The sequence below is a fragment of the Methyloversatilis sp. XJ19-49 genome (genome assembly GCF_024580145.1).
Taxonomy (GTDB): domain Bacteria; phylum Pseudomonadota; class Gammaproteobacteria; order Burkholderiales; family Rhodocyclaceae; genus Methyloversatilis.
The window spans coordinates 14,510-39,246 of the sequence record NZ_JANINI010000001.1 but is presented as its reverse complement, the minus strand read 5'-3'; the positions used below and the strand labels follow the sequence as shown (position 1 = coordinate 39,246).

Below are 24,737 nucleotides of genomic sequence, written 5' to 3'. Positions count from 1 at the left end.
GTCCCATGTACAGCAAGGTCCTGCTCGCCTACGACGGATCCGAATCCGGCCGCCGCGCGCTGTTCGAGTGCGCCGACATCAATAACCTGCTGCATGCCGACATTCACCTGCTGGCGGTCGCGCCGATTGCACCGACGCTATTCGTCGCCGAAGGCTTTGTCGCCGACGTGCCGCAGGAAGAGGAAAACGCACGCTTCGCGCAGGTGCTCGACGATGGCCTGGCCCAGCTCGCGGCACGCAACGTGAAGGCGGCCGGCCATCTGGTGACCGGTGACGCGGTGCGCGAGATCAGCCGCATGGCGCGCGAACTGAAGGTCGACCTCATCGTGATCGGCCACAAGCACCACCCGTCGCGGCTGGAGCGCTGGTGGAAGGGCTCGGTAGGCGCTTCGCTTGTCGAGGAAGCGCCATGCAGCATCCTGGTCGCCGTGCAGAACCCGTGACGGCTGCGGCGCGCGCGGGCACGCGCGACTGGCAGCAGTATTCGGTGCTGGTGGTCGACGACGAAGAAGGCATGCGGAGTTTCATCACGCGCGCACTCGGTGTGCGCTGTGGTCTGGTGGAAGCAGCCGGCAGCGTCGAATCCGCGCAGCAACTGTTCGCCAGGCTGCACTTCGACCTCATCATTCTCGACATCACCCTGCCCGGCCGCAGCGGCCTTGAATGGCTCAACGAGCTGCGCGAACAGGGGCACCAGTGCGATGTCATCCTGATCACCGCGTTTGCCGACATCGAAACCGCCATCAACGCGCTGCGTGCCGGCGCGTCGGACTTCATCCTGAAGCCCTTCCGCATCGACCAGCTGATGAATGCCGTCGGCCGCTGCTTCGACCGCGCCGGCCTGCTTCGTGAAAACTATGTGCTGCGCCGGGAAATCGCGCGCCAGACCGAAGGCGTTGAAGGCATGGTCGGCGAATCCGCACCGGTGCGCGAACTGGCCACCGTGCTGCGACGCGCCGCGGCGATGCCCAGCACCGTGCTGCTGACCGGTGAGTCCGGCGTCGGCAAGGAAGTCGCCGCGCGTGCGCTGCACCAGATGAGCCCGCGCGCCGCAGCACCGTTCGTGCCGGTCAATTGCGGCGCCATCAGTGCCGAACTGATCGAATCCGAACTGTTCGGTCACGTGAAAGGCGCGTTCACCGGCGCGCAGGACAACTACCCCGGTTTGCTGTTCTATGCTCAGGGCGGCACGCTGTTCCTGGACGAAATTTCCGAACTGCCGCAGGCCATGCAGACCAAGCTGCTTCGCGTGCTCGAAGACCGCATGATCCGCCCGGTCGGCTCGACGCGCGAAGTCCCGGTCGACATCCGCATCGTCGCCGCCAGCAACCGTGACCTCGCCACCGAAGTGCGCACCGGCCGCTTCCGTCAGGACCTTTTCTACCGGCTCGACGTCGTGCGCATCACCATTCCGCCGCTGCGCGAACGGCGTGAAGACGTGAAGCTGCTGATCGCCCACTTCATGGCGCAACTGTCGTGCCGCCTCGGCGTGGCGCCCATTCCGCTCGACCGCGACACCGTGCTTCGCATGGCTGGCTACGATTGGCCCGGCAACATCCGCGAACTGCGCAACCTGGTCGAACGCGCCCTCATCCTCGGCTACTTTCCGGCCGACGCCCTCGGCAGCCTGTCCCCGCCCGCCGCAGGCGAGCGCACCGCGCTCGATGACGTCGAACGCAAGCACATCCTCGATGTGCTCACCGCCTGCGGCGGCAACAAGTCCGAAGCCGCCCGCCAACTGGGCGTGTCGCGCAAAACCATAGAACGCAAATGCGCGATGTGGGGTGTCGCCGGGGTTTAGCGACGCATGCGTCGCTCCGGCGACACGGGTCGGCTGTACCCAGCCGACCTCCCACATCAGGGGTTTAGCGACGCATGTGTCGCTCCGGCGCCACGGGTCGGCTGTACCCAGCCGACCTCCCACATCAGGGGTTTAGCGACGCATGTGTCGCTCCGGCGCCACGGGTCGGCTGTACCCAGCCGACCTCCCACATCTGGGGTTTAGCGACGCTTGCGTCGCTCCGGCGACACGGGTGATACGGCCGATGTGTTGGGCATCGCTGCGCTCACCCCAACCTACGGAGTGCGGCGCGTAGGTTGGGGTGAGCGCAGCGATGCCCAACAACGGGCTGAAGACGGGCGACCGACGAGCCGTCAGACGACCGCATCGTGCTCGATGGCGCGCAGCCTCTGGCGCACGCGCCGCACCGCTTCGCTGTCGAGTTCGCTGCCGCGCTCGCGCCCGACGCACAGCGCGCCGCGAAAGCCAAGGTAGTCGGGAGCCTGTAAAGCCAGCGCGTCGATGTGCTCCACACGCAACGACCCAGCCAGGCCGCACATGAGGCTGCGGCCGTGAGCGCGTGCAACGAAATCGGCCAGCCATCCAGAAGAAGCAACATCGCACAGGCTGCCGCCCTGCTTCAGCGCCGTATCGACCATGACACCTTCAAAGCCAGCTTCGGCCACCGCATCCACCAGATCGAGCGTCGGCGCGAGATCGGCGAACAGGACCGCGATGCGGCGCACGCCGGGCTGCGGCTGCAGCCCGGCGAGACAGTCGAACACCTCGATGTAGCCCCGCCCACCGTGCGCCCAGCCGCGTGGAAACAGGCCGGCCTTCACGTAGTCGACGCCAGTGGCGGCGATGCGCGCCATCGCTGCCTGCAGTTCGCTGGCATCCGGGTCGAGGTTGCCGGCGGTGGCGCTGGTAATCGTGCGGCCGGCAACGAAGTCGACGACTTCCCGGATGACATCGACCGGCAATGCGCCGAGTGCGCCGTCGGCGGGGTTCTTCAGATCGATCAGGTCGACGCCGGCGTCGAGCACGACCCGCGCCTCGGCCAGGTCTCTCACGCTGGCAAGCATGCGGATCAAGGCTGCACTCCGGCCCGATGGGCGTTGATCTTCTCGATCAACCAGCCCCAGGCCTCGCGTTCGGCCGGGCCGGCGGTCTTGTCGATGGCAATCTGCAGGTAAGCCAGTTCGGCATCGATCTTCTCGATGGGCAGCATGTGCAGGCGGCTGACCAGGATGGCGGCTTCCACCACCGCCGATCGGGCGCGGTTGAAACCGGGGAAGGCACCGTGACCGGCCTCGTGCACGGTGCGGCAGTAAAGACGCGGGCGGACATCGTCTTCCTCGACCTCGACCAGCTCCAGTTCGCGATGGGCCAGCGTGTTGACCAGCCGCGCGCAGGCAACTTCTTCACCGGGCTGCACCGGCCAGTCGCGCCGGCCGGTCAGACACCCGGCGAACACGCGCACATCGTCGGTGAAATTGACCACTGCCACACGGTTGGCGAGCACGTTGTCCAATGTGGAGGACGGGCGGAACGGCGACAGCACGGTGAGTCCGCGCTCCTCGCGGATGCCCAATGGCGTGATGTGGGTGCGACCCTGCACGTCGACAGTGGTGAGTATGGTTTCCCAGATCATGGCGTGTCCTGTATGCGGTCCTGGTCGGGATCCTGTGTGCCGTCGGGCATGCTGCCCTGTTGTGCGTCGGCCAGCCGCTCGGCGGCCTTCTTCGGCTTCTTCTTCGTGGTGCTGCCCGGCGCGCGATGCACCTGCAGGTCGACCGGCTTCGGATCGACCGCAGCGCCCCACTCCAGCTCTTCATCCTGCGCGTAGCGCTTGCCCAGCTGATACGCGATCTGCGCGCGCGCCAGCTCCACACCGAGGTAGAACGCGTGACCGGCGTCGTCCTCGACGCCCAGCTTAGGGTAGAGATCGAACGGGTCGGTCGCGACCTGGTGGCCGTCGCGGTTGTAGATATGCACGCCGTTCTCGGCGACCTGGATGCGGAAATTGCGGTCGCGCACCGCACCGGCCACGTCGACGATTTCCTGCGGCGTGTCGGTGTAGGGCCGTCGTGCATGAGTGGTCATCAGCGCACCGGAATAGTCGCGCGGCAGCGCGTTGTCCTCGCGCGCGGCGAACATGATGCGGCGCGCCCAGTCGGCCTCGCGCACCGCGCGACGCGCATGCGGGCTGACTTCGGTGGCAAGGATGGCGCCCACGCGCAGCTCCGAAATGATGCCCATCAGCAGCGCATTGATGCCGCTGGTGTCGGCATCGGTCAGTTCGGTCAGATTGCCCACGCCCATCATCATCGGAATGTCCGGGTGGCTGCGCCGCAGCTCGTGGAAACGCACGATGGACGCGGTCAGCCCGAAGTGGATGGGTTCCAGTATCGGGTCGGCGAAGAAAGGCCGGCCGCGCTGGACCATCAGGTCGACCACGCGACGCAGCGAATCGAGGTCGCCCGGCGTGTTTGGAATCAGGATGGGCGTGGCGTCGACCTCGTCGGCCACCCACAGCGTGTCTTCCTTCAGGCTGAGCAGGAAATCCGCGCCGGCATGGGCACCGCGCAGCAGGTCCTTTGGATCGAGCGAATCGACGCTGACGCGGAAACCTTCGGCCTTGAGCGCACGCACGCAGTCTTCGAGATGCGGAAAATCGGTGTCGGGCAGGCAACCGATGTCGATCACGTCCGCACCGTCGCGCCGGTAGCGCTGTGCGCGTTCGACGACGGCAGCCACTTCGACCCGGGGCGCATCGACGATCTCGGCAAAGATCAGCACGTCGTGCTTCGACAGATCGGCCACCTTCGCCTTGCGCCCGAAGTGCAGCGGCAGGTCCTTCAGTTCGTCCGGTCCGCGCTGCACCGGCACGCCGTAGTGCTGCGCCAGCGCATCGAGGTCGCCGCGGCAGCGGCCGGGCACGATGATGCGGTCGGCGGCGACCGGCGCCGGCAGGCGGCGACGGATCAGTTCGGCCGTCATCAGACCGGCGACATTGACGCCGATGTCCAGCACCTCGGGCGCGAAGGGCAGCGGTTGCATGTCGTCGAGTATCCGGTGCAGGCTTTTCTGCGCCAGATGCCCGGTCAGGAAGAGGACGCGTTCGACGGAGCGGGCGGAGTCGTTTTCAGGCATGCCAATCTTCGCTTGAGCGCTGCGTTCAGCGCCTCGACGCTGTCGACCACGGTCACGTGTTCGAAGGTCCCGAGGGTCGCGGTGTGTGCGAGGTCGATGGCGCGCGGGTAAAGCGTCACCCATTCGCTGGGCGATTCGGTGATCACCACCGGCTCGCTGTCGCACGCGAACACGATGGTCGGAATGCGCAGCTTGCCGGCCTGCGCAAAGATATTGCTCACCAGCGTATCGGAAATGCCCAGCGCGCACTTGGCCACGGTGTTCGACGTCGCCGGCGCGATCACCACGGTGTGGTACTGGCCCTGATAGAACAGCCCGACCGGCGCCGCGCTCGCGGTGTTGTCGCGGAAGATGCGATAGCGCTTCTTCATGTCGGCCAGCGGATAGCCGTACATGTTCAGCACTTCTTCACCGGCGCGCGTCATGAAGAGGTCGATGCCGTTCATGGCGTCCGCCAGTTCGAGAGACTCCTTCAGGAAGTGACCGGATCCGGTCAGCCCCCACGCAATGCGCGCGTCGGGCAGCAGTTCCAGCGGGTCCCACTGCGGGTCGAGCCGCGGATCAGAAGCCATCGCCGACCTGCGCGTCAGTGTCGATATCGAGCCGCTTCATCTTGCGGTAGATGGTGTTGCGGCTGACGCCCAGCTCGCGCGCCAGTCCGGCGATGTTCCAGCGATGGCGACGCAGCTCGCTCAGCAGCGCGTCACGCTCGGCTGATTGCAACGGATTGAGGTTGCTCGGCGGCGCAGATGGAACCGCTGCGGTCTCATGCGCGGGTTCGTGCGCGATGGTGGCGGGCGGCACCGGCTCGGGCGCGTCCAGCATTTCGGCAGGCATGTCGCGCAGCGTGATTTCAGGTCCGTCGCACAGTGCGACCAGCGTGCGCAGCACATAGCGCAGCTGACGGATATTGCCCGGCCAGCGGAAGCGGTCGAGCACATTCATCGCCGCATGGCCCAGGCGCACCGGCGGGTGGCGCCCGGCACTTTCCTCGCTCAGGCAGCGCTCGATCAGCGAGCGGCGGTCAGTGCGCTCGCGCAACGGGGGCAGACTGATTTCCATGCCGCGCAGACGGTAGTACAGGTCTTCGCGGAAGCTGCCGTCGCGCACCATGGCGCGCAGATCACGGTGTGTCGCGCACACCAGCTGCAGATCGACCGGCACCGCGTTCTCGCCACCCAGCGGCGTCACCTTGCGCTCTTCGAGCACGCGCAGCAGGCGTGCCTGGAGCTGCAGCGGCATGTCGCCGATCTCGTCGAGGAACAGCGTCCCGCCGTCGGCCTGCAGCACCTTGCCGCGACGGCCGTCGCGATTGGCGCCGGTGAAGGCGCCCTGCTTGTAGCCGAACAGTTCGGATTCGATCAGTGCTTCGGGCAGCGACGCGCAGTTGATCGCGACGAAAGGCCCGCGCGCGCGCTGGCTTGACGCGTGAAAGGCACGTGCGAACACTTCCTTGCCGGTGCCGGTTTCGCCGGCGATCAGCAGCGGAATGTCGCGATCGAGGATGCGCATCGCGCTGTGTACGTTGCCGGCCATGCGCAGGTCGCCCAGGTCCAGCTCGGCCAGCGCCTGCGCCGCGGACGCTGAATCGCTGGCGCGCGTACCGCTTTGCGTGCGGGTACGCGAGGGTTGCTGGGCCAGCAGATGCCAGGTCTGGTGCTGCGGCATCGACAACGCGAGCGGATGAAAACCGGCGCGGAAGGTACGCGACAGCAGTTCCGGCAGCGACTGGCCGAAAAATTCGGTCACTTCGCGTCCGAGCAGCGCCTCGCCCTCCGGCGACAGCAGTTCGAACGCAATGTGATTGGCTTCGATCACCTCACCCTCCGGCGACAGCGCAAGCAGACCGTCGACCGCAGTCAGAACGCGGCCGGCGTGGGCGTGGAAGCGGATGATGTAGTCGGCGGCATGGCGGGCCCGGAAGGCGCGGTGTTCGATCACCCGTGCCGAACGCTCGATCAGCGCTCGCAGCGCGCGTGCGCCGCCCGGAGCGAGCGAACATACCGCCAGCACCGCCGCCGCCTCGCCGACGCCGTCGTAGATCGGTGCCGCGGCGCACACCATGTCGGTATGGCGCGCAAAAAAGTGCTCTTCGCCGGCGATCACCAGCGAATGACGTTCGGCCAGCACGGTGCCGATGCCATTCGTGCCCTGCACGTCCTCGCTCCAGCGCGCGCCTTCAACCAGTCCGCGCAGCGACGCTTCACGCGCGAAACCCGGGTGACGCACGATGCTGACGATGACGCCCTCGGCGTCTGCCAGCACGAGCGCCGACTGCGGGTCGTCGAGCTGACGATGCAGTGTCTGCATTTCCGGGATTGCGCTGTCCATGACCTCACCCAGCCGGTCGCCGCGTTCGCGCCAGGCCTGGGGCGCCAGCGGTGGCGGGCTGTCTTCGGCGGCCGGGTCAAGGCCCAGTTCGTGAAAGCAGCGCAACCACGAGCGGGCCACGAGTTCGTGGCCCGCCGGGCGTTGCGGACGGCTGATGATGGCGTGAACCGAACGGACGTGTTCCGCCACCGAATTGGAAGACACCATGAATTCAAGCCTTGGGAGCCCGGGCCGCTCAGTGCGCGCCGCGGTGTGCCGGACGCATCGTTTTGCAGGCCGCGCAGGTCGTGGGAAAAGCAGCGAATGGTATCACCGGGGCGACATCCCGGGCCAGCCGGCGCCCTGCCCGAACCGACAACCGCGAGACGGCGGCCGGACCGCCGCGCGGGCGCGGCAGAGATGATGACCTGCGCGGTGCCGGCGGTCAGTCGTAGATGTCGGTCGACATGGCGCCCGGATCGGCGCCGAGCGCCAGCAGGTGGGCGACGGCCAGCCGCTGCTTCTTGAATACCGCCCAGTACAGCGCATTGAAACCGCCGCGATCCGGAATATTCGGGTCGAAACCGGCCTCCAGCAACTGGTCGAGCACGTTCAGGTGACCGAGAGATGCCGCCAGCGACAGCGCATGGCGGCCGAATTCGCGCTCGGTCTGGAATTCCCATTGCGGCCGGTGGCGCAGCAGCACGGCCACCACCTCGCTGCGGTCGAGCATCACGGCGTCGATCAGCGGCGTGTGGCCGTTCGAACTTTTGGCGTCGATGTCGGCACCGGCGCGCAGCAGCAGATCGACCACCTTGTGATGGCCGGCGAGCGCTGCCGCGCCCAGCGGCGTGAAGCCCTTGGAGCCGCGCCGGTCGACGTGGGCACCGGCGTTGATCAGCGCGCGCACGAACTCGGTTTCACCGGCCGCCGCCGCATGGACCAGCACGCTGTCGCCCCACACGTCTCGTGCGTTGGCCGGCGCACCGGCCTTCAGCAGTTTCGCCGCGGTGACCCACTCACCGCGACGCGCAGCAGAGAGCAGCGCGATATCCGCCGCACGATAAGTGCGTGGTTCGACGTCGGCACCGCTGCGCCGGATGTCGGCGTACTCGAGCGCGGTCACCGGCACGGCGGCGCGCGGCCGTTCGGGCTCGGCGATGCGGCCCTGCCACTCGGGTGGTACATCCTGTGCCTGCGCGCCGGCCAGCCAGAAGCCCAGCAGAAGGAAGAATGTCTGGCGCTGCAGCATCGATATCGTCCTGTTCATGACATGTCCCGCGCCGTTTCGACGCCGCCTTCGTGTGCGCGCAGCGCAGTGATCCGCGCCACGGCCTGTGCGCGGTTGGTCACGTCGAGCTTGCGCAGGATTTTCTGGATATGGTTCTTCACGGTCAGTGGGCTGATGTCCAGGATCTGCCCGATTTCCTGATTCGTCTTGCCTTCGCGCACCCAGTCGAGCACCTGCAGCTCGCGTCCGCTCAGTGTCGCCTGAAAAGGCGAGCGTCTGCCTGTGCGCTCACCCGATTCGGCGCGCTCGAACTCGACGATGCGCAGCAGTGCCAGGTGAAGATTGGGCATCAGCAGCTCGATGTGGCGCGCGTCCTGACTGGTCGGCGCCGCCGGCACGCCGAGCAGCGCAAAGAACGTGGACTGCTCGCCGCGCGCTTCGCGACAGCCGTGCGCCAGGGCATGCTCGATGCCCAGCGTGCGCAGCAGCGCCGTACTGCTGTCGCGGTTGCGCGGACCGCTCGAACGGGCCAGCGGTTCGCGCGCGCCGTTGCGCCAGTCCTCGATCAGACGGCCGATCAACCCATCGACCGGATTGGTCATCTGCGCCTCGATCTCAGGCGCAAGGACGGAACGCGAAAACACCAGCGCGCGGAAGTTGCCGCGGTCCAGATCACCACAGGCACAAAGCAGGGTTTCGTGCGGCAGGAAGGTCTGCAGCGAACCCTGCGCCCACAGAAAGAACTGGAAGCGCTTGACCACCCTGATGGACGTTTCGATCGTGAACAGCAGCAGCTGTACGTCCACCTGTTCCTGCGCGAGCGAATCTTTCATGGAGCGCCTGAACGGTCTTGTATGTCTGGACGCATGACCGGTCCGTCGTTGTGTGCGGTATGTCCGCTCCGCGAATCCGTGATGGGCGCGAAACGGAAAACGGGACTGAATGACTTGCGCGGCGATGCGTGACACGCCGCAATGTCGGATTCTCAAGGGTGAATGTTGCAATCGGGTGACGAGTGCGCCAACTTGGGGCAGGTCTTGCGGTGCGCAAGGGTGCTGTGGCACTGCGCGATGGCGCAATCCGGCAGCCACTGAACGACGTTCCGTCGTGATCAGGCCGGCATGTCCTGCCGGTCACGCGTGAGGCCGTCCAGACCGGAGCGTTTAAGCCGCTCGTCGATGCCGAAGCGCTTGAGCTTCACGTAGAGCGTGCTCTTGGCGATGCCCGCTTCGCGCGCAGCGGCGGTCATGTTTCCGCCATGCTTGATGATGGCGTTCAAGATCACTTCCCGTTCGGCATTCTCCATGCCGGTCAATGGCGTGGCGCCGTCCGCAACCGTCATTGCCGCGACGGATCCGGCCGGTACAACGGTCGCCGCTGAAGGGCTTGATGCGGATGACAGTGGTGGCGACAGCACATGAGGCGGAAGATCGCTCACGTCCAGAACCGTGTTCCCGGACATGAGCAGCATGCTTTCCATCACGTTGCGGAATTCGCGGATGTTTCCCTGCCAGGCGTGCCGCTGCAATACGCTCAGGACGGCAGGTGACAAGGTCCGCCTGGGCATGTCGTGCCGGTGCGACAGTTGCGTCAGGAAATACTCGCCGAGCAGCGCGATATCGTCGGTGCGGTCACGCAGCGAAGGGATGTTGATGCTGGTGACGGCCACCCGGTAAAACAGGTCCATGCGGAATCCGCCGGACTGGATTTCCTTGCGCAGGTCGCGATTGGTTGCGGCAATGAGCCGGAAGCTCACCTTTCTCGGCTTGTTTTCACCGATTCGATAGACCTCGCCCTCCTCTAGCACGCGCAGGAAGTGGGGCTGCAGATCGAGCGGCATTTCACCGATTTCATCGAGAAAGAGGGTGCCGCCGCTGGCCGCTTCTATCTTGCCGATGGCCCCGCCCTGCCGGGCACCGGTGAAGGCGCCCTCAGCGTAACCGAACAGCTCGCTCGACAGCAGCTCGCGCGAAAAGCCACCGCAATTCAACGCCACGAATGGCGCGCCCGCCGACGTCCCCGATTCATGGATGCAGCGCGCGAACACATCCTTGCCGACGCCGGTTTCTCCCAGCAGCAGCACCGGCACGCGGGACTTGGCCAACTGCTGGGCGCGGCTGACTGCCTGCATCAGGGCATCGGATTGACCGATGATCCTCTCGAAACCGCGCTTGTCGGATGCGTCGCCGCTGGCAGCAGGCAGACTGCTGCGGCGACTGCCTGCCAGCATCGATCCGCGCCGGCTCGGCAGGGTCAGCACACTGCCGATGTGCTCGCCATTCTCGATGACGGGCTCGACCCACTCCCGGCGTATCCAGTCGGGCAGATCGTCCGGCGAATCCTTTCGCTTGTTCCAGCGCAAGCTCAGCGATGACAGCCCTTCCGGATCGACGGCGGCCGCGTCGATGCCCAGATCGGAAATGATCGCCGACGAGCGCCCGTTGGACTTGATGGCACGCCCGCGACGGTCGAACACGATGACGCCATCGGTGGTCCGGCTGGACAGCCGGGCGACGCACTCTTCGAGCAGGCGGTAACGGATGTCCAGTTCCAGCTTGGCCAGCCGGTTTTCGATGCGGCCTGCCGTCGCGAGCACCAGCGCGAGACTGAGACGGTTGTAGGACTCGGTCAGGGCGGACACATCGACGACACCGAGGATGGACTTGTCGTACGGGTCGCGCACCACGGTGGCCGCGCAGGACCAGCGCTTGATGCCCGCGCAGTAGTGCTCCGCCGAGTGGATCTGCACGGCATGCCCGACCGCCAGCGCGGTACCGATCGCGTTGGTGCCGCAGGCGAGTTCACTCCAGTTGGCGCCGGACAGCAGATGCACGTCCTCCGCTGCGCCACGCGTCGACATGTCGCCTTCGAGATTCAGGATCGTGCCGCTCTGGTCGGTCAGCACCATGACCGTACCGGTTTCCGCGAGGAAGTCGCGCGCCGCAGCCATCACCGGCGTGCTCGCCGTCAGCAGTTCGCTGCATTCGGTCTGCAGCGAATGCAGCGAGTTTTCCTTGATCGGCGGCGGCGCCTGATAGATCGCCGGATCGACGCTGGCGCCCTGGCAGCGTCGCCATGAATCATCGATCAGGCGGCGCAGGGCATCCGCACCGCCCTCGTCGCCATTCAGGAAACGCTCCCACGACGCCATCACCTGATGATCGTTTTCCGGCTCGGAAAACAGCTGGGCTGAAGTGGTCGAACTCATGCACCTCCCTGGTTTGTCCTGAAGCACCGCAGCATCCGCGCATCGTCTTGCCGACGCGGTCGAGCGGCACGCGTCGGCAAGGCCGCAGCGATCCGGATCAATCTGGCCAACATGCGGGGGATCGGACTGTCCCGCCTTGCAACGGGAGAGAAGCACGGGTCTGCCGGTGACGCCGCTGCGCGCGTGCGCGGGAACCGTTGCCACAAGAACCGCTGACCGGCTCTGTGCGTCGGTATCCCGAAGCGGACACGAGAGCGATGCGACCCCGACCCTCTACAATGATGCGTTATACCAAAGTACGATCGCCTGCACCACGCTTGTAGCGGCCACGAACGGGGTTCAGTCATTGATAACAAAGGTGAAATGCATCATCGCGGCGGGCGGGTCACGCCGTCGGCCGCTGGTGCGAAAGCTGCGTTTGCGCAGGCCGGGTACTACCCGGTCGGCGACTCGAGTACCGTTGCAACGCGCCAGAGGATTCCGGGCTCCCGGACTCGCCCGCGCCGCCAGAACCTTCGGAGAATCCCTTGACCTCTCGTGTTCCATCGACTGCCCGCACCGGTTCCGCCCCGGTGGACCGGATCCCGGTGAGCCTGCTGACCGGCTTTCTCGGTGCCGGCAAGACGACCCTTCTGAACCGCCTGATGAAGCATCCGGCGATGGCCGGCACTGCGGTCCTGATCAACGAATTCGGCGAGGTGGGCATCGACCACCATCTGGTGGAAAGACTCGACGACACCACCGTTCTGCTTGATTCCGGCTGCCTGTGCTGCAGCGTGCAGGGCGATCTGGTGGCGGCACTCAGGCAGCTGCACCTCAGAAGTTCGAAGCGCGAAATTCCGCCGGTCACGCGGGTGCTCATCGAAACCACCGGTCTGGCCGACCCGGTGCCGGTCATCTACACGCTGATGGAAGAGCGCTTCATCGCCGCACGTTTCGTGTGCGACAGCGTGCTGACCGCGGTCGATGCAACACACGGCCTGGAGCAGATCGACCGCCATCAGGAGGCGCTGCGCCAGATCGCCATGGCCGACCGCCTGCTGATCACCAAGGGCGACCTGGCCGATGCCGACAGCCGAACGGCGCTCGATGCGCGGATCGACATGCTCAATCCGGGCGCGCAGCGTCTGGACGTGCGCCATGGGCGGATCGAGCCCGACCAGCTGTTCGGCAGCGGCATCTATTCCACCGCCGGCAAGCTGCCGGATGTGGCGGCGTGGCTGGGTGAGGAACGCGTGCTCGATGAAAGCGCCCGGGCCGCACAGGCCGCGGCTCCGCTGCGCTGGACCACGCAGCCGGCACCGGCGCGCGCAACGTCGGCGCGCCACGACGATTCGGTATCGAGCTTCGTCGTCCGCTTCGAAGCACCGGTTCCCTGGTACGGGTTTTCAGTCGCCATGGGCCGCATCCTGGAGACCTGGGGCCCGCGTCTGCTGCGGGTGAAAGGCTTGATGAATGTGGCCGGCGACGACCTGCCGCAGGTGATCCAGTGCGTGCAGGACGTGGCCTACCCGCCGCTGCGCCTGCCCGCGTGGCCGGCAGGCGGCCCGTTCGACGATCGCCACGGGCGTCTGGTGTTCATCACGCGCGACATCGGTGAAGACGAGCGCGACCTCATCCGCACGATGCTTGCCAATCTTCCGCCGCAGGCAGCCGCCGCGCGCGCGGTGGCCGCCAACCCTTTCATGGCGACGCGCTGTTGGCTGTCGCAGAGAATGCCGGTCGCGCAAGCCGGCGGCCTGCAGGCAGACGGCTGGGTCGTTCAGGCCCGGCGCTTTTCGGCGCGCCCCGCACCGGTTCGCGGCGGCGGCTGAACGGCGTCAGGCGGGGCCGGCGAAGCGCGCAGAAAGCGGCTCGAGATAGCGCACCAGGAGGTCCTGCGCGTTCTGCCCGAACAAGCGGATGCGGCCGGTGTTGTTCAGCATCAGCAGGCCGACGGTGTGGGCGAAGATCGCGGTGGTTTCGATCACCGCCTCCGCTTCATTCAGACCGAGCCGGACCAGCACGGTCTGGATCGGCTGCAGTGTGGCCTGCAGCCGGCCGTTCAGCTGCTGGTTCAGTTCCGGGGTCAGACCGCGTGGCCGCGCGCCATTGAACAGATAGAACCCGAGGTCCATGTCCTGCGGGTGCTCGCGATAGAAGTCGAAAAAAGCCATCACCCGGGCACGCAGCAACGCGATCAGCGCGGCACGCTCATCCGTCACGGGCCCGGTATCCGCCGGCGTCGCGTCATCCACACGGCGCTGCAGACGCAGCAGCGACTCGCCGAGCAGTGCGGCGTAGATTTCCTCGCGGCTGCCGAAGTAGCTGTAGAGCGCGCCCGGTGTGTAGCCGGCACGCTTGGCGATTTCCCGCAGGCTGGCGCCATCGAGCCCCAGTTCCAGGAATGCGGACCGCGCGGCATCAAGGATCAGCATGCGCCGCGCTTCGTTGATGACGGCCTCGCGCAGCACGCGCGGCGCGCTCGGTTCAGCCTGCGCCGGGGCGTCGTCCGGTGACCGTACGGTTGACTTGACCATGGCCTGATTTTAACCTGACGCAATTATTTGAACAGTGTTCAATCAATGGAACACACCACACTTCCCATGCACAAGCACGCGCCACCCGGCACCGCCACGCTGATGACCGGACAGGACTACCGTGAGTCCCTGCGCAGGTACGCCCCCACCGTGTACGTCGATGGCCAGCGGATCGATTCGGTCGTCGATGCGCCGTCGCTGCAGCCCGGCATCAACGCGCTCGCAGTGAGCTACGACTTCGCGCACGACCCGGCCAGGGCCCCGCTGATGACGGCATTGCAGACGCGCAGCGGCCGCACGGTCAATCGCATGCTGCACATCAACGAGTCGTCCGGCGACCTGCTGAACAAGCTCGAAGCGGTGCGCATCCTGTGTCAGGAAACAGGCTGCGCGCAGCGCTATCTGGCGCATGACGCACTCAATGGCATCGGTCAGGCGGTGGCGCGACTGGATGACGCGCGGGGCAACACCGAATACGGCGCCCGCTTCGCCGACTATCTTCAGCGCGTGCAGGACGAAGACCTGACGCTGGGCATCGCGATGACCGACGCCAAGGGCGACCGCAGCCAGCGGCCGCACCAGCAGTCGAATCCGGACGTCTATCTGCACATCGTCGAGCGCAACGCCCGCGGCATCGTCATTTCCGGCACCAAGGCCATCGTCACCGGTGCGCCCTACATGCATGAGTTCCTGGTCATGCCGTCGCGCAACATGACGGAAGCGGACGCCGACTTTGCCGTGTGCTGCGCGGTGCCGGTCGACGCGCCGGGCATCACCATCGTCGCCCGACCCGCCGGGCGCCCGGGCGAGAAACCCGAACACGGCTCACCGCTGTTTTCGCGCCGCTACGGACAGTCCACCGGCGTGGTCATCTTCGACCAGGTGTTCGTGCCCTGGGAGCGCGTGTTCCTGGCTGGCGAGTGGGAACACTCGGGCGCCGTCACCTACAACTACGCCACCCATCACCGCCACAGCTGCATCGCGGCGCGCGCCGGTTTTGGCGACCTGCTGATCGGCGCCGCCGCGCTGATGTGCGAAGCCAACGGTCTGGACCCGGACCGCAAGGCCAATCTGCGCGACCCGATGGTCGAACTGATCAAGATCACAGAAGGGTTCTACGCCTGCGGCGTGGCGGCCAGCGTCTATGCGGCGGCCGATCCGTACTCGCACACCTTCATGCCGGAGCCGGTGTTCGCCAATATCGGCAAGCTGCTGCTGTCCACCCAGATCTACGACATGCACCGGCTGGCGCACGAAGTGTCGGGTGGCCTGATCGTCGCCCTGCCCGGCCCGGACGAAGACCACAACCCGGCCACGGCCGCGACGCTGGCCGAGGTGCTGCGCGCCAATCCGGACATCCCGTACGACAAGCGGATCGAGGTCGCGCGCTTCATGGAAGACCTGACCGCGTCCTACCAGGGCGGCTGGTATTCGCTGATCAGCCTGCACGGCGGCGGATCGCCGGCCGCGCTGAAGCAGGAAATCTGGCGCAACTACCCGGTCGGCGACAAGGTCGATCTGGTCGAACGTCTGCTCGATCGCGGTGTGCTGGCTGATGAAACGCGTTCGATCACGCGCAACCGGCAGCCCGGCCGCTGCTGCGACGCGGGCTGCAGCCAGCCCGGGCAGGCCGTGATGGTGCCGCTGCCCCGCACCCTCCCGACCGATGACTGACAACCGGGCCTGACCCGAACACCAGCCGCCTCCCGCAACGGCGGGAGACCGGCGCAACAGGAAAGAGCCAGCATGCGCATCAAACCTTGCGACTCCCTGCTTCTGGTCATCGACCTTCAGGGACGGCTGCTGCCGGCCATCGATGACGGCCGGACCGTGCTGGAGAACGCGACCTGGATGGTCGATGTGGCACAGGCGATCGGCGTACCGATACTGGCGACCGAGCAGTATCCACAGGGCCTCGGGGTGACCGAAGCCGGGCTGCGGGCCCGTATTCCGGACGGTTGCATCGTCGAGAAGACGCACTTCTCGGCGCTCGCCGAAGGCAGCCTGCTCGGCGCACCCGAAGCCGGACGAAGACAATGGATCGTCGTCGGCACCGAGGCTCACGTCTGCGTGCAGCAGACCGTGCTGGACCGGCTGGCCATGGGTGGCCAGGTTTTCGTCGTGGAAGACGCGGTCGGCTCCCGACGCGCCCGGGACAAGGCGCTGGCGTTGCAGCGCATGCAGCAGAACGGCGCCGAGATCGTCAGCCGCGAAATGGTGGCGTTCGAATGGCTCGAACAATCGAACACACCGGTCTTCCGCGCCGTGCTGCAACGCTTCATCCGCTGACCACAAGGCCGGCGGCCCCGCCGGCCCGACTTGCCCGACCGCAGGCGCGCGCACGCACTGCGGTTCGCGCTTCCCTTCCGTGCTTTCCCAGCGCACCTGCCCGCCCCACTTTCCGTACGCCTTTCCGCCCGGCAATCCGTCCTCCGGACCCGTCCTGAACGCGATCCCAAGCGGCGCCGATATTGCGTCGCAGCAATCGCAGGACACCGGACGATCGTCCGGTTAGCGGACCATCGTCTGGCTCCCCGCGTCAGCCCGAGTTTCTTATTCCCTAATAAATCAATATCTTGAAATAAATCGCCGTATGGCACAGCGCTTGCGTCGCTGCTGTCGGGAAATCCACTGTCACACGGGTCCTGTCCGCGGCATCGATGTCATCGACCGGCGGACAGGCCATGCGGCGTCGGTATCGATTTCTGATCTTCTAAAAGCGGTCTTGATCCACGAATGGATGGTGGGAGGTAATGGGGAATGGCAGTGCACATCAACATCGATAACGGTGGAACGCTCACCGATATCTGCATCATGGCGGACGGCGTCGTCAAAAAGACAAAGGTGCTCACCACACCCTATGACCTCAGCAAATGCTTCTTCGACGGTCTTCACAAAGCGTCCGAAGTGATCTACGGCGCAGCGGACGTGAAGCGCCTGCTCGAGGAGGTGGACCTGATCCGCTACTCGACCACGCAGGGTACGAATGCCATCTGCGAACGCAAGGGCCCGCGTCTGGGACTGATTGTCGACGGCAAGTCGCGTGACCTGCCGATCCGTCTGGCCGAACATGACCCGGAAGTGTACGAAGCGCTGGTCGGTGATCGCGTGGTGTTCCTCGACGGCGCAGACGTCACCGGCGCCAGTGCCGAAATCGAAGTGGTCAAGGCGATCAACAAGCTGACCGCGATGGGTGCCAGCCGCCTCGTCGTGAGCTTCGACGGCGCCGACTTCATGGCGGTGGAAACCTGCTTCAAGAAGGTGGCGCTGCGCAAGTACCCGCGCCACCTGCTCGGCGCGGTGCCCATCCTGTACGGCAGCGACCTGTCCACCGATCGCGACATGGTCCGCCGCACCTGGACCTCGCTGATCAATTCCTTCCTCCATCCGGCGATGGAAGCCTTCCTGTTCAACGCGGAAAAGCGCCTGCGTGACTACCGCACGAAGAATCCGCTGCTGATCTTCCGCAATGACGGCGACGCTTCGCGCGTGGCCAAGACCGTGGCGATCAAGACCTACAGTTCCGGCCCGCGCGGCGGCATGGAAGGCATGAAGTCCTTCGCCCGGCTGTACGGCATGTCGGACGTGATCGGCATCGACGTCGGCGGCACGACGACCGACATCGGCCAGTGTCTGGACGGCAAGGTCGCCGAGGTGCAGCGCGGTCACGTGGAAGGCATCAGCGTGTCCTTCCCGCTGTGCGAAATCATGAGCGCGGGCGCCGGTGGCAGTTCCATCATCAAGGTGGTGAACGGCCGCGTCGTCATCGGACCGGAAAGCGTCGGCGCCGTGCCCGGACCGGCGGCATTCGGCCGTGGCGGCAAGGAAGCGACCATCACCGACGCCTGCCTGCTGGGTGGGCTGTTCGATCCGAAGTCCTACTTCGGCGGCGGCATGACGCTCGATCTGGACCGTGCCGCAACGGCCGTCCAGGTCAGGATCGCCGAGCCGCTCGGCGTCGATCTCGACGAAGCGCTGTTGAAGATGGAGCACGCCTACGAAGACAAGATCGCCGTCGAACTGCACCGCTTCACGAAGATTTCGAAGGACACCGTGATGCTGGCCTTCGGTGGCGCAGGCCCGCTGAATGCCTGCGGCGTCGCCGAAAAGGCCGGCATCGACAAGGTGGCCGTGCCGAAGCTGGCCGCCGTGTTCAGCGCCTTCGGCATCGGTTCCTGCGATATCTCGCAGCGCTACGCAGTGGCGCTCAACGACCGCAGCGACAAGGCACTGGGCGCGGCGCTGGAAGCACTGAAGATCAAGGCATCGCGCGACATGTTCGCCGAAGGCTTCGGCGCCGGCGAATATGAGGTCGAAGCCTGGCTCGTGGGCGAGAACAGCGACGGCAGCGAAAGCACGCATGCCATCTCCGGCACGCCCACCCTGCCCGCTGCGCTGGCCAATGCCCTGGCGGTCGAACTGCAGCTCAGAGCGGTCAAGTCACTGCGTACGAGCGCAGCCGACACCGCGCGCTTCGTTGCGGGCGCCGCCGCCAAGGCCGACGGAATGCGCAAGGTGCTGATCCGCGACAAGGGACGCGTCGAGGTGCCGGTCTACAAGCTGAGCCAGCTCAAGGCGGGCGACCAGGCCGCCGGTCCGGCCATTCTCGAAGAAGACTACTTCACCTGCCGGGTGCTTGATGGCTGGAGTTTCGTCATCAGCGACGCGGGCGACATCATGCTGAACAGGAAGGGCTGAAACAAATGAAAGTACTGATGACCGAATATCTGCGCATCGACCTGGACACCGAGAACTGGGAATGCCGCGTGTGCGACCACGTGATCGGCTCGGCCACGAAGAGCTACAAGGAAGGTCTGCTGGTGCACAACCGTGACCCGCGCGAAATCCATCCGCCCATCCTCGACCCGGAAAAGTACCGCTTCACCTTCAGCCCCGATCCGGAATGGGTGCGCATCCTCGAATTCTGCTGCCCGTCCTGCGGCACGCAGGTGGAAACCGAATACGCCATCCCCGGCCATCCGCCGCTGTACGACATGGAACCGGATCTGCCCGCACTCAAGGCCCAGTGGGCCAGCCGCGGCGAGCAGAAGACGCCGGTCGTCGGCCCCGCAGTCGCTGCGGACAAGGGACACGGCCACTGAACCCGGATGGTTTGCCGGCGAGCGGGTCCGCAGGGGCGCCGCGCGCCAGTACGAACGAATTGAGGAGATAGCATGAGGCGCGTATCAGTTGATATCGGTGGCACATTCACCGATTGTTTCGTGGTGTGGGACGGCAAGCACATCGAGGCCAAGGCCCTGACCACCCACCACAACCTTGCACTCGGCTTCAACGAAGCGCTGAGCAAGGCCTATCACGTGCTCGGTCTGGAACTGGAAGAAATCCTGTCCCAGGTCGATTCGGTCCGTTACGCCACGACGCTCGGCACCAATGCCCTGATCGAACACAAGGGCCCGAAGATCGGCATGCTGGTGACCGCCGGCTTCGAGGCCACGGTGCCGCTGAGCCGTGCCCGCGGCTACGGTGAAGGGCTGGACAATCTCGGCCAGCAGGATCTGCCGAACGCGCAGCGCCCCGAGCCGCTGGTGCTGGCACACATGATCCGCGGCGTGCGCGAACGCCTCGACTTCCAAGGCGAGCTGGTCATGCCGCTCGACGAAGAAGACGTTCGCACGCAGATCCGCGAACTGGTGGACCGCGGTGCCGAAATCATCGTCGTGGCACTGGTGAATTCCGTGGTCAACCCGGTGAACGAGCAGCGCATCGAAGAAATCCTGCTCGAGGAATATCCGTCGCACCTGCTCGGCGCGATCCCGATCATCCTGTCGCACCAGGTGGCCGGTCGCAAGGGCGAGTACGTGCGCGCCACCTCGGCCGTCATCGACGGCTACCTGCACTCGACCATGTATCACGCGCTGTCGGCGCTCGAGCAGAACCTGCGCGCCCACAAGTACGAAAAGCCGATGCTGGTGATCCACAACTCCGGCGGCATGGCACAGCTGAATTCGACCGACGCGCTGCAGACCATCCACTCCGGTCCGGTGTCGGGCATCGCGGCGTCGGAACACCTGGCCATGCAGTGCGACCTGGGCAATGTGGTGGCGACCGACATGGGCGGCACCAGCTACGACATCGGCATCGTCGTCGAAGGCGGCATCAAGCACTATGACTTCAACCCGGTCATCGACCGCTGGCTGGTGTCCGTGCCGATGGTTCACCTGGTCACGCTGGGCGCCGGTGGCGGTTCGATCGCCAGCTACGACCGCATGTACAACACGGTGAAGTGCGGTCCGGAGTCGGCCGGCTCGGACCCCGGCCCGGCCTGCTACGACCGCGGCGGCATGAATCCAACCGTGACCGACGCCGACCTGCTGCTCGGCTATCTCGACCCGGCCAACTACGCCGGTGGGTCGATTCCGCTGAATCCGCGTCGTGCCAAGGCGGCCATCGAAGACGCGCTGTGCGACGACCTCGACTGCGAGGTGATCGAAGCGGCGCTGCTGATTCGCGAGAAGGTCGATGCCAACATGGCCAACGGCCTGTTCACCGAACTGCGCGCCCGGGGCTACGACCCGAAGGAATTCACCATGCTGGCCTACGGTGGAAACGGTCCGCTGCACTGCTGCGGCATCGCGCAGAACCTGAGCATCGACAAGATCCTTGCGCCGCCGCTCAGTTCGGTGTTCTCGGCGGTCGGTGCCGGCAACATGCACCAGCTGCACATCCACGAACAGTCGCTCTACATGGTGCTTTACGACTCGAACACGCGTCACCTGTTCGACGACTACGCCCGCTTCAATTCCATCGTGGCCGAGCTGAAGGAACTGGGCACCCAGGATCTGCAGCGCCAGGGCGTGCCGCGTGAGGACGTCTGCCACAGCCTCGAGCTGGACATGCGCTACGGCAACCAGCTGGTGCAGACCACCGCCGTCATCCCGCAGCATGAAGTGAATGGCGTGAGCGACGTGATGGCCATCATCACGCAATTCTCCAACGACTACGGCAAGCGCTTCGGCGAAGGCTCGCAGGCGCCGGAAGCGGGCATCCGCATCAACACCATCCGGGTCGCCGCCTTCGTGCGCCACGAAACGGTGAAGTTCGAGAACATCAAGCCGGTACCTGCTGAAGCGCGTACGGCTGCGCCCGCCCCGGCCAGCCGCCGCAAGTGCTGGTTCGTGGGCCACGAAAGTGCCTTCGATACCCCGGTATGGAGCCGCGATGCGATCGAGCCCGGCATGCAGATCGCCGGCCCGGCCATCATCGCCTCCGAAGTCACGACCTTCCTGGTGGATCCGGGCTGGACCTTCGTGGCCGCGAAACAGGGTGCGTCCTGGTTCCTGCGCGGCTGAACGCGCGGGCATCCCGATCAAACCCATACAGATGACAGGATTGAAAATGAGCGAGACAAGCACGAAGGTGGCACCGAAAATGCCGAGCGCCGAAGAAGTTGCGCTGATCAAGAAGTTCCTGAACGACACCACGCTGTTTCTGGGTCCCGACCCGGAAATCATGCAGAACCACGACCTGATGCCGCGCAGCGCCGAAGAAGACGCCGCGATGAAGACCATCAGCGACGCGCACACCGTGGCCAAGATCCGCGACCGCATCCAGGCGGGCTGCGACGAAGGCTACGAAATGGTCGAGCAGATGGGTGCCGCACCCGGCGCCAAGTGGGGCGACATCATCACCGGCGTGTATTCCGCGTCCGGTGACCTGGCGATCGCCAGCGCCGGCGGCGTGCTGATCTTCTCGGCGCTGGTGCACCACCCGATTAAGTTCATCATCAAGAACTGGGTGAACGAGCCGACGGTGGGCGTACGCGACGGCGACGGCTTCATCCACAACGACTCGCGCTACGGCAACGTCCACAACACCGACCAGTCGATGATCCTGCCCATCTTCCACAAGGGCAAGCTGGTGTGCTGGGTGGCGTCCACCGTGCATGAGGGCGAGAACGGCGCGATCGAGCCGGGCGGCATGCCGTCGATGGCCGAAAGCCCGTCCGACGAAGGCCTCAAGATGTGCCCGTTCAAGGTGGTCGAGAACTACCAGATCAAGCGCGACATCCTGACCTTCCTGCAGAACTCGGTGCGCGAGCCCAAGCTGCAGTACGAAGACATGAAGGTGAAGCTTTTCGCCTGCCTGCGCATCAAGCAGCGCATCGAGGAAACGCTGAACAGCGACGGCCCGGAAGCGCTGGTCGCCACGCTGCGCACGACGATGGAAAACGTCCGTGCCGAAGTGAAGCGCCGGGTCAGCGAATGGCCGGACATGACGGTGCGCACCTACATCATCCAGGACTCGACGCTGCGCGAGAACTGCGTGGTGAAGATCAACTGCAAGCTGACCAAGACCGGCGACCGGCTGATCTTCGACTTCCGCGGCTCCAGCCCGGAATTCACCAATCGCGCCACCAACACCATCCTGGCCGGCCTCAAGGGCATGCTGGCGCAGTGTTTCCTGTGCTATGTGTGGCCGGACCTGCCGCGCGGCCAGGCGGCGTTCGCACCGATCGAGGTGATCACCGATCCGCATTCGATCGTCAATTCGTCGTATGACGCGCCGAACTCGCAGTCACTGATGTCCATCTTCACCGGCTTCACCGCCGGTCAGCACGCCGTGGCCAAGTTCCTCTACAGCTGCCCGGAGAAGTACACCAAGGTGCATGCGCCGACCTTCAACATGATCAACACCTTCATCTGGGGTGGAGTCAGCCAGCACGGCGAAACGCTGGGCAACCTGTGTGCCGACCTGAACGGCATGGGCGGCGGCGCCCGTTCCGACACCGACGGCGAGCATGCCCTCGCCCCGATCTTCGCCACCATGGCGGACATCGGCGAGCAGGAGCTGAACGAGGAAGACGTGCCCTTCCTGCAACTGGTGTCGAAGAAGATGACGCGTGATGCCATCGCCCCGGGCAAGTACCGCGGCGGCCAGGGCTACACGATGATCGTGGCGACCAAGGATTCCGAACAGTGGGGCTTCATGACCACCACCCAGGGCGCGAAGATTCCGCCGATCCAGGGTCTTTTCGGCGGCTACGCCTGCGGCTGCTATCCGCTGTCGAAGGTCAAGGGTGTCGACGTCTATGACGTCCTGCTCAACGAGCCGGAGAAGTTCAAGCACTCGATCGAGGAAATCATGAACGAGCGCCCGTTCGAAGGTGCCGCCTACACCACCCATCACATGGGCATGGGCTTCGAAATTTCGAAGCGCGGCGAGCTGTTCATGATTTCGCAGGGTGCCGGCGCCGGTTACGGCGATCTGCTGGAGCGCGACCCGGCCGGGGTCATCCGCGACATCGAGGAAGGCCTGATCTCGCCGGGCGTTGCAGAACGCCTGTACAAGGTGAAGTTCGACCCGGTGACGCTGGCCATCAACCAGGAAGCGACCGACGCTGCGCGCGATGCCGAACGCAAGGCGCGGATCGCCCGCAGCGTGCCCTACGCCGAATTCATCAAGAGCTGGAACAAGCCGACGCCGCCGTCGCATCTGCAGTATTTCGGCTGCTGGGGCGACGACATCACCAAGCTCTACATGGGCAGCGCCGACAAGTTCCGTGACGCCAACACGCCGCGCCCGAACTACATGGTGCACCCGAAGGACGTGCGGATCGCCGAACTGGAAGCCCGTCTGGCTGCGCTGGGTGCGATGGGGAGCGACAAGCAATGAGTCAGCGCCTCGCCGACATCCTGCCCGGTCAGCAAGGCGGCGGCGGCCTCAAGGTCTGGTTGAAGTCCTCCGCCTACACCCGGCGACTGCTGCTGGGTGAAGGCGGCGATCCATGGCTCAGCGGTGCCCAGTATCTGGCGTACTTCTCGCAGGCCCAGGGGCTGCTTCGGCCCGACGTGGCCGTGGTGGAGGTCGGCGAGCTGTTCGATTCATGGCTGGTGCGTCACCCGGAGGTGCGCGCCGAACTCGGGTCGAAGAAGCGGCTCTCCTTTCCGCTGCGCAAGCTGCTGGAGCAGGACGAGCCGCGCCTGCTGCTGGCGGAGATCGTCGAGGCGGTCATCGCCAATCTGCGCGGCCAGACGCCGCTGGTGCTGTCGATGCCCTCGCCCAAGCACTGGCTGTTTCACGCCAACGAGCTGGCAGGCCGCACCGACATCGAACTGGATCCGGACGGCATCGAGGATGCGGCCATGTACATGGCGGATCTGATCCGTTCGGTGTCCGCTCACCCGGTCGGCGGCATCCTGCTGGAGGAACATCCGGACGACGCCCGCATGGGCGACACCGACGTCGAACGCTATCGCCCGCTGATCAATGTCGCGAAACACTATCGCTGGTCGACCGCGCTGCGCCCGCAGGGCGATGCCCTGCTGCCTTCGCCTGCGCTGGCCGACTTCGATGCGATGATTTCGCCGAGCCTGCGCGTGGCGGCACCGTCGTCGACCGGCGTCGATGTCAGTCAGGCACTGTGGAGTGGTGCGTCGCTGCCGGTGCTCGAAGCCGGTCAGTTCTGCTTCGCCGACATTCCGGCGAGCCAGAAACCCGAGTCCGTCCTCGAATCGCTGGCTGCGCTGCGCGCGTCGATCGGCGGCTGAACAACCGGGGACATCCCGCCCGGGA

General features: G+C 65.6%; 19 protein-coding genes. 10 read left to right on the top strand and 9 right to left on the bottom strand.

Annotation, left to right across the window (positions count from 1 at the left end; all coding sequences use genetic code 11):
- Positions 1-5: 5 nt before the first annotated feature.
- A complete protein-coding gene (locus tag NMQ16_RS00145) occupies positions 6-443 on the top strand; it encodes a universal stress protein (RefSeq protein WP_257078442.1) in 438 nt (145 codons plus the stop codon).
- Positions 410-1,801, top strand: a complete 1,392-nt coding sequence (locus NMQ16_RS00140; protein WP_257078441.1) for a sigma-54 dependent transcriptional regulator — start codon at positions 410-412, stop codon at positions 1,799-1,801. Before NMQ16_RS00145 ends, NMQ16_RS00140 begins: the two co-directional genes overlap by 34 nt.
- A gap of 353 nt (positions 1,802-2,154) precedes the next feature.
- Here NMQ16_RS00140 and NMQ16_RS00135 read toward each other — a convergent pair whose 3' ends face one another.
- The 8 genes from NMQ16_RS00135 to NMQ16_RS00100 all read right to left on the bottom strand — a co-directional run bounded on the left by NMQ16_RS00135 (position 2,155) and on the right by NMQ16_RS00100 (position 11,685).
- The gene (locus tag NMQ16_RS00135) at positions 2,155-2,865 is read right to left on the bottom strand and encodes a (5-formylfuran-3-yl)methyl phosphate synthase (RefSeq protein ID WP_257078906.1); all 711 of its coding nucleotides are present in this window, start codon (positions 2,863-2,865) and stop codon (positions 2,155-2,157) included.
- 5 nt (positions 2,866-2,870) lie between these two features.
- Positions 2,871-3,434 (bottom strand): DUF447 domain-containing protein, encoded by a 564-nt coding sequence (locus tag NMQ16_RS00130; RefSeq protein ID WP_257078440.1) that lies wholly within the window; start codon positions 3,432-3,434, stop codon positions 2,871-2,873.
- Complete coding sequence (locus NMQ16_RS00125; RefSeq protein ID WP_257078439.1) at positions 3,431-4,936, bottom strand: DUF6513 domain-containing protein; 1,506 nt, start codon at positions 4,934-4,936, stop codon at positions 3,431-3,433. Before NMQ16_RS00125 ends, NMQ16_RS00130 begins: the two co-directional genes overlap by 4 nt.
- Complete coding sequence (locus NMQ16_RS00120) at positions 4,888-5,508, bottom strand: flavoprotein (RefSeq protein WP_257078438.1); 621 nt, start codon at positions 5,506-5,508, stop codon at positions 4,888-4,890. Before NMQ16_RS00120 ends, NMQ16_RS00125 begins: the two co-directional genes overlap by 49 nt.
- Positions 5,498-7,474: a sigma-54-dependent Fis family transcriptional regulator gene (locus NMQ16_RS00115; protein WP_257078437.1), complete on the bottom strand. Its 1,977-nt coding sequence runs from the start codon at positions 7,472-7,474 to the stop codon at positions 5,498-5,500. Before NMQ16_RS00115 ends, NMQ16_RS00120 begins: the two co-directional genes overlap by 11 nt.
- 217 nt (positions 7,475-7,691) lie before the next feature.
- Positions 7,692-8,516, bottom strand: coding sequence for an ankyrin repeat domain-containing protein (locus tag NMQ16_RS00110; RefSeq protein WP_257078436.1), 825 nt, complete (start codon positions 8,514-8,516; stop codon positions 7,692-7,694).
- Positions 8,513-9,310, bottom strand: a complete 798-nt coding sequence (epsA, locus tag NMQ16_RS00105; RefSeq protein ID WP_257078435.1) for an XrtB/PEP-CTERM-associated transcriptional regulator EpsA — start codon at positions 9,308-9,310, stop codon at positions 8,513-8,515. The genes NMQ16_RS00110 and epsA overlap by 4 nt, the downstream gene beginning before the upstream one ends.
- Positions 9,311-9,588: 278 nt before the next feature.
- Positions 9,589-11,685, bottom strand: coding sequence for a sigma-54-dependent Fis family transcriptional regulator (locus NMQ16_RS00100; protein WP_257078434.1), 2,097 nt, complete (start codon positions 11,683-11,685; stop codon positions 9,589-9,591).
- A gap of 527 nt (positions 11,686-12,212) precedes the next feature.
- On the opposite strand from NMQ16_RS00100, the gene NMQ16_RS00095 reads away from it, so the two are divergent.
- Entirely contained in the window at positions 12,213-13,499 is a 1,287-nt protein-coding gene (locus tag NMQ16_RS00095) for a GTP-binding protein (protein WP_257078433.1), read from the top strand.
- Positions 13,500-13,505: 6 nt separating this feature from the next.
- Here the strand turns inward: NMQ16_RS00095 and NMQ16_RS00090 are convergent, their stop codons facing one another.
- Positions 13,506-14,204 (bottom strand): TetR/AcrR family transcriptional regulator, encoded by a 699-nt coding sequence (locus NMQ16_RS00090; protein WP_257078432.1) that lies wholly within the window; start codon positions 14,202-14,204, stop codon positions 13,506-13,508.
- Positions 14,205-14,270: 66 nt separating this feature from the next.
- On the opposite strand from NMQ16_RS00090, the gene NMQ16_RS00085 reads away from it, so the two are divergent.
- The 7 genes from NMQ16_RS00085 (at position 14,271) to NMQ16_RS00055 (ending at position 24,712) form a co-directional block, all read left to right on the top strand.
- Positions 14,271-15,878, top strand: coding sequence for a 4-hydroxyphenylacetate 3-hydroxylase family protein (locus NMQ16_RS00085; RefSeq protein ID WP_257078431.1), 1,608 nt, complete (start codon positions 14,271-14,273; stop codon positions 15,876-15,878).
- A 72-nt stretch (positions 15,879-15,950) separates the two neighbouring features.
- On the top strand, positions 15,951-16,493 hold the full coding sequence (locus NMQ16_RS00080; protein WP_257078430.1) for a hydrolase: 543 nt from the start codon (positions 15,951-15,953) through the stop codon (positions 16,491-16,493).
- Between the two features lie 471 nt (positions 16,494-16,964).
- On the top strand, positions 16,965-18,902 hold the full coding sequence (locus tag NMQ16_RS00075; protein ID WP_257078429.1) for a hydantoinase/oxoprolinase family protein: 1,938 nt from the start codon (positions 16,965-16,967) through the stop codon (positions 18,900-18,902).
- A 17-nt stretch (positions 18,903-18,919) separates the two neighbouring features.
- Positions 18,920-19,306 (top strand): acetone carboxylase subunit gamma, encoded by a 387-nt coding sequence (locus NMQ16_RS00070; protein ID WP_257078428.1) that lies wholly within the window; start codon positions 18,920-18,922, stop codon positions 19,304-19,306.
- A 72-nt stretch (positions 19,307-19,378) separates the two neighbouring features.
- Positions 19,379-21,514 (top strand): hydantoinase/oxoprolinase family protein, encoded by a 2,136-nt coding sequence (locus NMQ16_RS00065; protein ID WP_257078427.1) that lies wholly within the window; start codon positions 19,379-19,381, stop codon positions 21,512-21,514.
- Between the two features lie 46 nt (positions 21,515-21,560).
- Positions 21,561-23,837, top strand: coding sequence for a hydantoinase B/oxoprolinase family protein (locus NMQ16_RS00060; RefSeq protein ID WP_257078426.1), 2,277 nt, complete (start codon positions 21,561-21,563; stop codon positions 23,835-23,837).
- A complete protein-coding gene (locus tag NMQ16_RS00055; protein WP_257078425.1) occupies positions 23,834-24,712 on the top strand; it encodes a hypothetical protein in 879 nt (292 codons plus the stop codon). The genes NMQ16_RS00060 and NMQ16_RS00055 overlap by 4 nt, the downstream gene beginning before the upstream one ends.
- The last annotated feature ends 25 nt before the right edge of the window (positions 24,713-24,737 follow it).

What these genes read in the sequence shown, in the direction of transcription:
- NMQ16_RS00145 (WP_257078442.1), top strand. Translation starts at nt 6, where the DNA reads ATGTACAGCAAGGTCCTGCTCGCCTACGACGGATCCGAATCCGGCCGC.
- NMQ16_RS00140 (WP_257078441.1), top strand. Translation starts at nt 410, where the DNA reads ATGCAGCATCCTGGTCGCCGTGCAGAACCCGTGACGGCTGCGGCGCGC.
- NMQ16_RS00135 (WP_257078906.1), bottom strand. Translation starts at nt 2,865, where the DNA reads ATGCTTGCCAGCGTGAGAGACCTGGCCGAGGCGCGGGTCGTGCTCGAC.
- NMQ16_RS00130 (WP_257078440.1), bottom strand. Translation starts at nt 3,434, where the DNA reads ATGATCTGGGAAACCATACTCACCACTGTCGACGTGCAGGGTCGCACC.
- NMQ16_RS00125 (WP_257078439.1), bottom strand. Translation starts at nt 4,936, where the DNA reads ATGCCTGAAAACGACTCCGCCCGCTCCGTCGAACGCGTCCTCTTCCTG.
- NMQ16_RS00120 (WP_257078438.1), bottom strand. Translation starts at nt 5,508, where the DNA reads ATGGCTTCTGATCCGCGGCTCGACCCGCAGTGGGACCCGCTGGAACTG.
- NMQ16_RS00115 (WP_257078437.1), bottom strand. Translation starts at nt 7,474, where the DNA reads ATGGTGTCTTCCAATTCGGTGGCGGAACACGTCCGTTCGGTTCACGCC.
- NMQ16_RS00110 (WP_257078436.1), bottom strand. Translation starts at nt 8,516, where the DNA reads ATGAACAGGACGATATCGATGCTGCAGCGCCAGACATTCTTCCTTCTG.
- epsA (WP_257078435.1), bottom strand. Translation starts at nt 9,310, where the DNA reads ATGAAAGATTCGCTCGCGCAGGAACAGGTGGACGTACAGCTGCTGCTG.
- NMQ16_RS00100 (WP_257078434.1), bottom strand. Translation starts at nt 11,685, where the DNA reads ATGAGTTCGACCACTTCAGCCCAGCTGTTTTCCGAGCCGGAAAACGAT.
- NMQ16_RS00090 (WP_257078432.1), bottom strand. Translation starts at nt 14,204, where the DNA reads ATGGTCAAGTCAACCGTACGGTCACCGGACGACGCCCCGGCGCAGGCT.
- NMQ16_RS00085 (WP_257078431.1), top strand. Translation starts at nt 14,271, where the DNA reads ATGCACAAGCACGCGCCACCCGGCACCGCCACGCTGATGACCGGACAG.
- NMQ16_RS00080 (WP_257078430.1), top strand. Translation starts at nt 15,951, where the DNA reads ATGCGCATCAAACCTTGCGACTCCCTGCTTCTGGTCATCGACCTTCAG.
- NMQ16_RS00075 (WP_257078429.1), top strand. Translation starts at nt 16,965, where the DNA reads ATGGCAGTGCACATCAACATCGATAACGGTGGAACGCTCACCGATATC.
- NMQ16_RS00070 (WP_257078428.1), top strand. Translation starts at nt 18,920, where the DNA reads ATGACCGAATATCTGCGCATCGACCTGGACACCGAGAACTGGGAATGC.
- NMQ16_RS00065 (WP_257078427.1), top strand. Translation starts at nt 19,379, where the DNA reads ATGAGGCGCGTATCAGTTGATATCGGTGGCACATTCACCGATTGTTTC.
- NMQ16_RS00060 (WP_257078426.1), top strand. Translation starts at nt 21,561, where the DNA reads ATGAGCGAGACAAGCACGAAGGTGGCACCGAAAATGCCGAGCGCCGAA.
- NMQ16_RS00055 (WP_257078425.1), top strand. Translation starts at nt 23,834, where the DNA reads ATGAGTCAGCGCCTCGCCGACATCCTGCCCGGTCAGCAAGGCGGCGGC.